Consider the following 8,448-nt stretch of genomic DNA (forward strand, 5'->3'; position numbering starts at 1 on the left):
CCTGGTCGTCGTCCGCCGTGTACGTCGGCGGCGGTCAGGCGTCCTACCAGGGCGTCAACTACCAGGCCAAGTGGTGGACCCAGAACGAGAACCCGGCCACGCACAGCGGCCAGTGGGACGTCTGGGCCAACCAGGGCGCCTGCGGCGGCACCACGCCGCCGACCACGTCACCCCCGACCACGACACCGCCGCCCACCACGCGACCCCCGACCACCCCACTGCCCACGACCCCACCACCCACCACGCCTCCGCCGACCGGCAACGGTCAGCTGCCGAAGCACTTCCTCACCGGGTACTGGCAGAACTTCGACAACCCGGCCCAGGAGATCCGGCTCCGTGACGTGCCGGCCAACTACGACCTCGTGGCGGTCGCGTTCGCCGACGCGACGAGCACACCGGGCGCGGTGTCCTTCGGCATCGACGCGGGCCTGAGCGCCTCGCTCGGCGGCTACACCAACGCCGACTTCAAGAACGACGTCGCCACCCTGCACGCGCGGGGCAAGAAGGTCGTCATCTCGGTCGGCGGCGAGCGCGGCACCATCTCGGTCGCCAGTTCCAGTGCCGCCACGAACTTCGCCAACTCGATCGTCGGCCTCATCGGAACCTACGGGTTCGACGGCGTCGACATCGACCTGGAGAACGGCGTCAACGCGACGTACATGGCCCAGGCGCTGCGCGACATCCGCAACCGGACGAGCGCCAACCTGATCATCACGATGGCGCCGCAGACGATCGACATGCAGAGCACCGGCGGCCAGTACTTCCAGCTGGCGCTGAACATCAAGGACATCCTGACCGTCGTCCACACCCAGTTCTACAACTCCGGCGCGATGCTCGGCTGCGACAACACCGCCGCGTACAGCCAGGGGTCGGTCAACTTCCTCGTGGCGCTCGCCTGCATCCAGCTCGAGAACGGCCTTCGACCGGACCAGGTGTCCCTCGGGCTGCCGGCCGCGCCGAGCGCGGCCGGTGGCGGCTACGTCAACCCCTCCGTGGTCAACCAGGCCCTCGACTGCCTCGCCCTCGGCACCAACTGCGGCTCCGTCAAGCCGCCGCGCACCTACCCCGGAATCCGTGGCGCCATGACGTGGTCGATCAACTGGGACGTCACCAACGGCAACGGATTCGCCAACACCGTCCGCCCGCACCTCACCACCTTGCCCTGAACCCCCGCAGGAGCGTGTCATGAAACTCAGGCAGAAGATCCTGGCCCTGGCCGCCGTCACGGTCACCGCCACCGCGATCGCGATCGTCCCCATGTCCACGTCGAGCGCGGCCGTGGCCTGCTACCCGGCCTGGTCGTCGTCCGCCGTGTACGTCGGCGGCGGTCAGGCGTCCTACCAGGGCGTCAACTACCAGGCCAAGTGGTGGACCCAGAACGAGAACCCGGCCACGCACAGCGGCCAGTGGGACGTCTGGGCCAACCAGGGTGCCTGCGGCGGCGGCACCACCCCGACCACCCCGCCGCCCACCGGCCCGACCAACCCGCCGCCGGCCGGCAAGATGGCCGCGTCGCCCTACGTCTACCCCGGCTGGGGCAACCCGCCGGCGCCCTCGACCATCACCGCTCAGGGCGTCCGCGCGTTCACCGTCGCGTTCGTGCTGGCCAACGGCTGCAACCCGGTCTGGGACGGTGAGGGCGGCCTGACCGGCGGCGTCCACGAGTCCTGGATCAACCAGGCCAAGGCGGCCGGCGCGACGATCGTCCCGTCGATCGGCGGCTGGCAGGGCAACAAGCTCGGCCCGAACTGCGCCACCCCCGAGGCCCTCGCCGGGGCGTACCAGAAGGTCATCAACACCTTCGGTCTCAAGGCCATCGACATCGACATCGAGAACTACGACGAGTTCGAGAACTACGTGGTCGCCGACCGCATCGTGAGCGCGCTGGGCATCATCAAGCGCAACAACCCGGGCGTCACCACGATCCTCACCTTCGGGACGACCACGAGTGGTCCCAACGCGCACGGCGTCCGGCTGATCAACCAGGCCCGGGCGCTGAACGCCAACGTGGACGTCTTCACCATCATGCCGTTCGACTTCGGCGGCGGCAGCGACATGTACACCAGCACCCGCAACGCCGCGGAGGGCCTGAAGAACCAACTGAAGTCCACGTTCGGCTGGAACGACCAGACCGCGTACGCCCACATGGGCATCTCCGGCATGAACGGTCTGTCCGACCAGCAGGAGGTCACCACACCGGAGACCTGGACGCGGATCCGTGACTATGCCAGGAGCAGCGGCCTCGCCCGATTCACCTTCTGGGCGGTGAACCGCGATCGCGGCTGCGCCGGCGGGGGCGTGGTCTCCACCTGTAGCGGCATCGCCCAGAGCGACTGGGAGTTCAGCCGCATCTCCGCCGGCTTCTAGGCCCGGAGGTCTCCGGTGGACGGTTCGGCGACCAGGCGGAACCCGACACCGGAGACCTCACCCGCCGGTTGCGGACCCGGTAGGGGGACCACCGCCTCCGACCAGCGGCGGCACTCTTCTGGGGTATCGAAGCATGTGACCGTGTGCCACGATCGCTGTCGAACCCCGATCAGGGTGCCGCGCAGGGCTCACGATGCTGGTGCGTGCCGTGGCTGACGTAGTGAAGGGCCGATGGACAACCGGTATCAGTACTACCGCATCGCTGATCCGACTTTCTACGACCGACCCGGTGCGGACGGCGGCGCCCGGCGGGACCGCTTCGGGACGGACCTGCGGGCCGGGCCGGGGTGGAACCTGTCGACCCGGGACGGGTGGACGATGGTGACGCCGCCCCGAGGGCTCGTCGCGACGCAGGGGTGGAAGATCCACGTGTCCGCGACGCTGGACAACGCCCGACGGATTCTCGACACCGTCTGGACGTACTGCCAGCAGGCGCAACTCGCGTACAAGTTTCTCAGCACCGAACTCGATCTGACCCTGCGCAACTCGAAGTACGCGGACCGGGCGGCCAGCGGCAAGTTCATCACGATCTATCCCGAGGACACCGACGAGCTGGAGGCCGCGCTCCGCCGCCTCGGCGCGCGGCTCGACGGGGAACCCGGCCCGTACATCCTCAGCGATCTGCGGTGGGACCGGGGTCCACTGTTCGTGCGCTTCGGCGGGTTCGCGCCCCGCCGGGTCACGACGGCCGACGGCTCGCGGGTGCTCGCGGTGCGGCAGCCGGACGGCACGCTCGTGCCCGACCGGCGGGAACCCGCCTTCTCGGTGCCCGCCTGGGTCGACGTCCCGGCCTTCCTCCGGCCGGCGGTGGACGAGCGCGGCCGGCAGGAGACGCGACCCGACGAGTTCCCGTACGAGATCGAGGGTGTGCTGCACTTCTCCAACGGCGGCGGCGTCTATCGGGCCCGGGACGTCAGAACGGACCGGGTGGTCGTGCTGCGGGAGGGCAGACCGCACGCCGGCATCGACGGGCTCGGCCGGGACGCGGTGCACCGACTCGACTGCGAGGCCGACATGTTGGCCCGGCTGCGCGGGCTGCCCTGCGTCCCGGCCCTGTACGAGAAGTTCACCTGCTGGGAGCACGTGTTCCTCGCCGAGGAGTTCATCGAGGGGCGGACGCTCGGCCGCGAGTTCAGCGCGCGGTACCCACTGACCCGGGCGGGCACCGGTCCGGACGAGATCCGGGACTACGTCCGGTGGGCGCTCGACGTGCTGGGGAAGGTGGGTGACGTCCTCGCGGACCTGCACGGTCGCGGGGTCGTCTTCGGCGACCTGCATCCGCACAACGTCATGGTGCAGCCGGACGGCGCGGTCCGGCTCATCGACTTCGAGCTCGCCACCGGGGCGGACGACAGCGCCCGGCCCGCGATGGGCGCGCCCGGCTACGTCGCCGCGGACGGTCGCACCGGGGTCGCCGCGGACCGGTACGCGTTGGGGTGCCTGCAACTGTCGATGTTCCTTCCGCTGACCGCCGTGTTGCCGCTCGCGCCGGGCAAGGCCGCGCACCTCGTCACCGCGGCGACGCGGCGCTTCGACCTGCCCGCCGGGTTCGGGCCCGAGGTGCTGGCCAACCTCGACCTGACCGGGGACGACCAGGATGCGGTGTCCGCCGCGTCGCCGGACCTGGTCCCCGCTGACCTGGACACGCCGGAGGTGCCGTTCACCCGCGTCCGCGCCGCCCTGGCGACGGGCATTCTCGCCACCGCCACCCCCGGTCGGCGGGACCGGTTGTTCCCGGGGGACATCGAGCAGTTCCAGGTCGGCGGTCTCGGGCTGGCCTACGGCGCGGCGGGTGTGCTGCACGTCCTGCACCGGACGGGGGTCGGACGGTTTCCCGAGCACGAGGAGTGGCTCGTACGCCGGGCGTGGGACGAGCGGAGCGCGCTGGCGCCGGGCTTCTACGACGGTCTGCACGGCGTGTGCCACGTCCTCGACGGGCTGGGCCGGCACGAGGAGGCGTTGGCCCTGCTCGACCGCGCGCCCCGGGCCGCCGGGCTGGATCTGCTGTCCAGTCACCTGTTCGACGGGCTCGCCGGCATCGGTCTCAACTATCTGCACTTCGCCACCACGACCGGTGACCGGCGCTGGACGACCGCCGCGCTGGACATCGCGTCGCGGCTTGACGACCGCGACGCGGGCCGGGCCGCCGCCGGCAACCGTCCGGCCGCCGGTCTCCTGCGGGGAGCCAGCGGCGTCGCGTTGTTGTCGGTCAGGTTGTTCGAGGCGACCGGTGACCGCGCCCACCTGGAGTCGGCGGAGCGCTGGTTGCGGCACGACCTGGGCCGCTGCGTCCTGATGCCGGACGGGTCGCGTCAGGTGGACGACGGGTGGCGCGTGTTGCCGTACCTCGCCGCCGGCAGCGCCGGCATGGCGATGGTGCTGCGGGAGTTCCTTCGGCATCGTCCGAGTGACGAGCTGGGGACGGTGCTCGGCGAGCTGACCCGCGCCGCGTGTGCCGAGTTCACGGTCCAGTCCGGCCTGTTCAACGGGCGGGCCGGGCTGCTCGCCCTGTTGCTCGGCCTGGACTCCTCCGACGTTCCCGTCGTCGCCGCGGACGGCGGCGGCATGACCGTCGCCGACCTCGTACGTCGGCACGTGGCCGCGTTCTCCTGGCACGCCGTGGCCTATCGCGGTGGTCTCGCCTTCCCGGGGGACCAGCTCGAACGGCTGTCCACCGATCTGGCCACCGGTACGGCCGGCGTCCTCCTCGTGCTCTGGGCCGCCGCGCAGCGTGAACCTGTCCCCGTCCTGCCGTTTCTCGGCGGGACGGTGCCGCGACGAGAGCGGAGGGGGGTGATGAGATGAACTTTCTGTTGAACCTGCAGGGCGTCACTGTCGAGCAGGAGCCCGCGCCCGAGGCGCCCACCAGCACCTTCAGTTACTTCTACTGCCGGGACTACAGCACGTACAGCGTGTGGGTCGGCTGCGGCGACTAGCCGCCCCGTCCGGGTCCACGCCCGGCCGACCGGCTCCCGGGGACGACCGTCGCACGGCTCGCCCCCGGGAGCCGTTGCCGTCGCTGTCGCCCGACCGCCAGTGTCCGGGCACGGACAGTGCTCGCGTTCCGGCGTCCGGGCCGGTCGATGACGGTCCGTCGACGTGCTGCCGCGACAGCACCGCTGCCCGCACCCGTGCGCCGCCGGCCCCGGGTGCCGGCGCGCGCCCCGGCTCACACCTTGCGGAAGCGCGCCTCGGTCACCGCGAACAGCCCGTACGCCGCGAACCCGGCCGCGACCACGAGCAGCAGCGCGGTGCCGTAGGGCTCGCCGGCCAGCGTCCGCAGCGCCGCGTCGAGCCCGCGCGCCCGGTCCGGCTCGTACCGCCATGCCGCCAGGACGAACAGCACCCCGGCGATCCCGTACGCCAGCCCCTTGGCCACGAACCCGGCCGTGCCGAGCCGGCGCACCAGCCGCCGGGTCGCCGCCGCCATCTCGCCGACCCGCAGGTGCTTCTCGAACCGCCCGGTGACTCCGACGAACGCCAACCATCCCCCGAGCCCGGCCAGGACCAGGCCCGCCACGAGGACGGTGAGCCGGCCGCCGCTCGACGCGAGCAGACCCTCGGCGGTGTCCTGCTGGGTGTCGGCGCTGGACGACTTCTTGCCGCGCAGCACCTTCACCCCGCTGAACGCGAGGTAGAGGTAGAACGCGGCCCGGCCGGCGGACGCCAGCCGTTCGCTCGGCCGGCGCTCCCGGAGCATCTCCAGCACCTGCCAGAGCGCCATGGCCACCAGCCCGACGACGATCACCGCGATGAGTGCCAGGCCGAACGGCTCGTCGGCGATCTCCTGCATGGCGCCCGACTGGTCGCCGTCGGCGGCCGGCCCGCCGGAGGCCACCCGGACAATCACCCAGGCGAAGAGCAGGTGCAGGATGCCGTAGCCGACGAAGCCGGCCCGGGTGAGACGCTCCAGCGTGGGATTGTCGGCGGCGCGGGAGACGGTGCCGCGAGCCCGCGAGGACAGCGATGACATGCGCCGACATTCACCCGTAGCGGCTCCGGCGAAACGTGGGCGAGGGTGAGGCCGTTCGCGGCGGCGCACCCCGGCGGCGACGCGGTCGTGTCTATGCTCGTGGTCATGTCCCTGGGGAGCGCGGGCGGCGCGGACCGCTGGTTCGAGTCGGCGACTCCGACGGCCGGCGGGGCCGAGGTGTTCGTCTTCCCGTACGCCGGTGGCATCGCCGCGTCGTTCACGCCCTGGCAGGAGGCGGCCCCGCCGGAGCTGTCGGTGCGGGTCGCGCAGCTGCCGGCCCGGGGGGTCCGGCTGCACGAACCGCCCGTCGACGATCTGACCGAGCTGGTGGCGGAGCTGACGACGGCGGTCACCGAGCGGGCGTCGGGCCCGTTCCTGCTGTTCGGGCACAGCCTCGGCGCGCTGGTGGCGTTCGAGGTGACCCGGGAGCTGCGTCGCCGGGGCGGCCCCGATCCACTGGCGTTGCTGGTCAGCGGTGCCGAGGGGCCGCAGACCCGGCGGGTCGCGCGGCGCTGCCACGAGCTCGACGACACCGACCTGATCGAGGCGCTGCGCGACTTCGGGGTCACGTCGGCCGCGCTGCTGGCCGACCGGGAGCTGATGGAGCTGATCCTGCCGGGGATCCGGGCCGACTTCGCCCTGTCCGAGCGGTACGCCTACCGTCCCGGACCGCCGCTGGAGCTGCCGGTGCACGTGCTGCTCGGCGACCGCGACGAGCACGTCGACCCGGACCGGGCGGCCGGGTGGGCGCGGGACTGCGCGGCCCCGCCGCGGGTCCACGTGTACGCCGGGGGGCACTTCTTCCTGGCCGAGCACCGGTCGGAGATCCTGGACCTGATGCGACGCATCGTCACCTGTCACACCGCTCCGGCGCATACCGCGACAAAGGACAGGTAAGGACCCACCGGTCCGCGAGGGCTTCCACGAAGCCGGCCGGCGGACATGGTGGATCGACGAGACGCGGTGCTAGAGTTCGCCATTCCTTCGTCGAGGAACGCCGCTGCCGAGGCGGCACACCGTAGCGCGCGCCGAGGTGCTGATGAGCCGGCCGTACCTGCCGTCCCTGGTTCTGCGCGACTACCTGCACGCGGTGGCGGCACTCCACCCCCACCTGCGCGGGATGCTCGACTTCGGACGGCCGGGCGCGGCCGAGGCGCTGGCCGAACTGGCCGCCACGGTGAGCGAGTTCGACACCGACTCCACCGGCCGGGGCGACTCGTACCGCCGGGCCCAGCGCGACACGCTGGTGCGCTGGACCGGGATGCGGCGCCTGCTGGAGCTGGCCACCCCGGCGGACGCCGAGCCGGTCACCCTGATCCTGGACGTGCTCGGCGGCGACGGCACGGTGGCCCGCGCCGCGAGCAGCCAGTCCGCCTGCTTCGAGTCCAAACTGTCGTTCGTCACCGGTGACGTGTCCGGCCACATGGTCGACCGGGCGCTCGCGCACGGCCTGCCCGCCGTCCGCCAGGCCGCGCACTTCCTCTTCCTGCGCGACGGCAGCGTGGACGCGGTGCTGCTGGCGTACGGCACCCACCACATCCCGGCGCACCAGCGGCCACCGGCGGTGGCGGAGGCGGCCCGGGTGGTCCGCCCCGGCGGCCGGATCGTGCTGCACGACTTCGACGAGTCCAGCCCGATGGCCGGGTTCTTCGCCGAGGTGGTGCATCCGCACGCCGCCGGCGGCCACGACTACCGGCACTTCACCCGCGCGGAGCTGGCCGGCCTGTTCGCCGACGCCGACCTGCCGGTGCGCGTCGTCGACCTGTACGACCCGCTGATCGTGCGCGCCGACACCGAGCGGGCCGCGTACGCCGGGATGCGCGACTACGTCGGCGACATGTACGGCGTCCGGGACTTCTTCGCGACGATCGGCGACGACGCGGTGTGGCGGTTGCTCACCCACCACTTCGACCACACCGGCTACCTGGCCGCGATCGGCGGTCGGGACGGCGTCCCGGCCCGGCCGGTGGTCTACCGGGCCGACGGGCAGTTCGTCGCCGAGGTGCCCCGGATGGCGATCGTCGCGACCGCGACCAGGGCGGCGTGAC

The 8,448-nt window shown here is 72.1% G+C and carries 7 protein-coding genes; 6 read left to right on the top strand and 1 reads right to left on the bottom strand.

Annotation, left to right across the window (positions count from 1 at the left end):
- The 4 genes from C8054_RS08835 to C8054_RS33070 all read left to right on the top strand — a co-directional run.
- The coding region (locus C8054_RS08835) for a chitinase (protein WP_107156266.1) at nucleotides 1-1,166 on the top strand (1,166 nt) is incomplete at its 5' end.
- Nucleotides 1,167-1,185: 19 nt separating this feature from the next.
- On the top strand, nucleotides 1,186-2,367 hold the full coding sequence (locus C8054_RS08840) for a glycosyl hydrolase family 18 protein (RefSeq protein WP_107156267.1): 1,182 nt from the start codon (nucleotides 1,186-1,188) through the stop codon (nucleotides 2,365-2,367).
- Nucleotides 2,368-2,598: 231 nt separating this feature from the next.
- Nucleotides 2,599-5,232, top strand: a complete 2,634-nt coding sequence (lanKC, locus tag C8054_RS08845) for a class III lanthionine synthetase LanKC (protein WP_107156268.1) — start codon at nucleotides 2,599-2,601, stop codon at nucleotides 5,230-5,232.
- Nucleotides 5,229-5,363, top strand: coding sequence for a hypothetical protein (locus C8054_RS33070; protein WP_255562982.1), 135 nt, complete (start codon nucleotides 5,229-5,231; stop codon nucleotides 5,361-5,363). Before lanKC ends, C8054_RS33070 begins: the two co-directional genes overlap by 4 nt.
- Nucleotides 5,364-5,596: 233 nt before the next feature.
- Here C8054_RS33070 and C8054_RS08850 read toward each other — a convergent pair whose 3' ends face one another.
- A complete protein-coding gene (locus tag C8054_RS08850; protein ID WP_107156269.1) occupies nucleotides 5,597-6,400 on the bottom strand; it encodes a DUF1206 domain-containing protein in 804 nt (267 codons plus the stop codon).
- Between the two features lie 105 nt (nucleotides 6,401-6,505).
- Here C8054_RS08850 and C8054_RS08855 point away from each other — a divergent pair, with 105 nt between their 5' ends.
- Together C8054_RS08855 and C8054_RS08860 are read left to right on the top strand one after the other, a co-directional pair.
- Complete coding sequence (locus tag C8054_RS08855) at nucleotides 6,506-7,297, top strand: thioesterase II family protein (protein ID WP_233219545.1); 792 nt, start codon at nucleotides 6,506-6,508, stop codon at nucleotides 7,295-7,297.
- A 142-nt stretch (nucleotides 7,298-7,439) separates the two neighbouring features.
- Nucleotides 7,440-8,447, top strand: a complete 1,008-nt coding sequence (locus C8054_RS08860; protein ID WP_107156386.1) for a class I SAM-dependent methyltransferase — start codon at nucleotides 7,440-7,442, stop codon at nucleotides 8,445-8,447.
- The last annotated feature ends 1 nt before the right edge of the window (nucleotide 8,448 follow it).

The sequence above is a fragment of the Micromonospora sp. RP3T genome (assembly GCF_003027925.1).
GTDB lineage: Bacteria > Actinomycetota > Actinomycetes > Mycobacteriales > Micromonosporaceae > Micromonospora.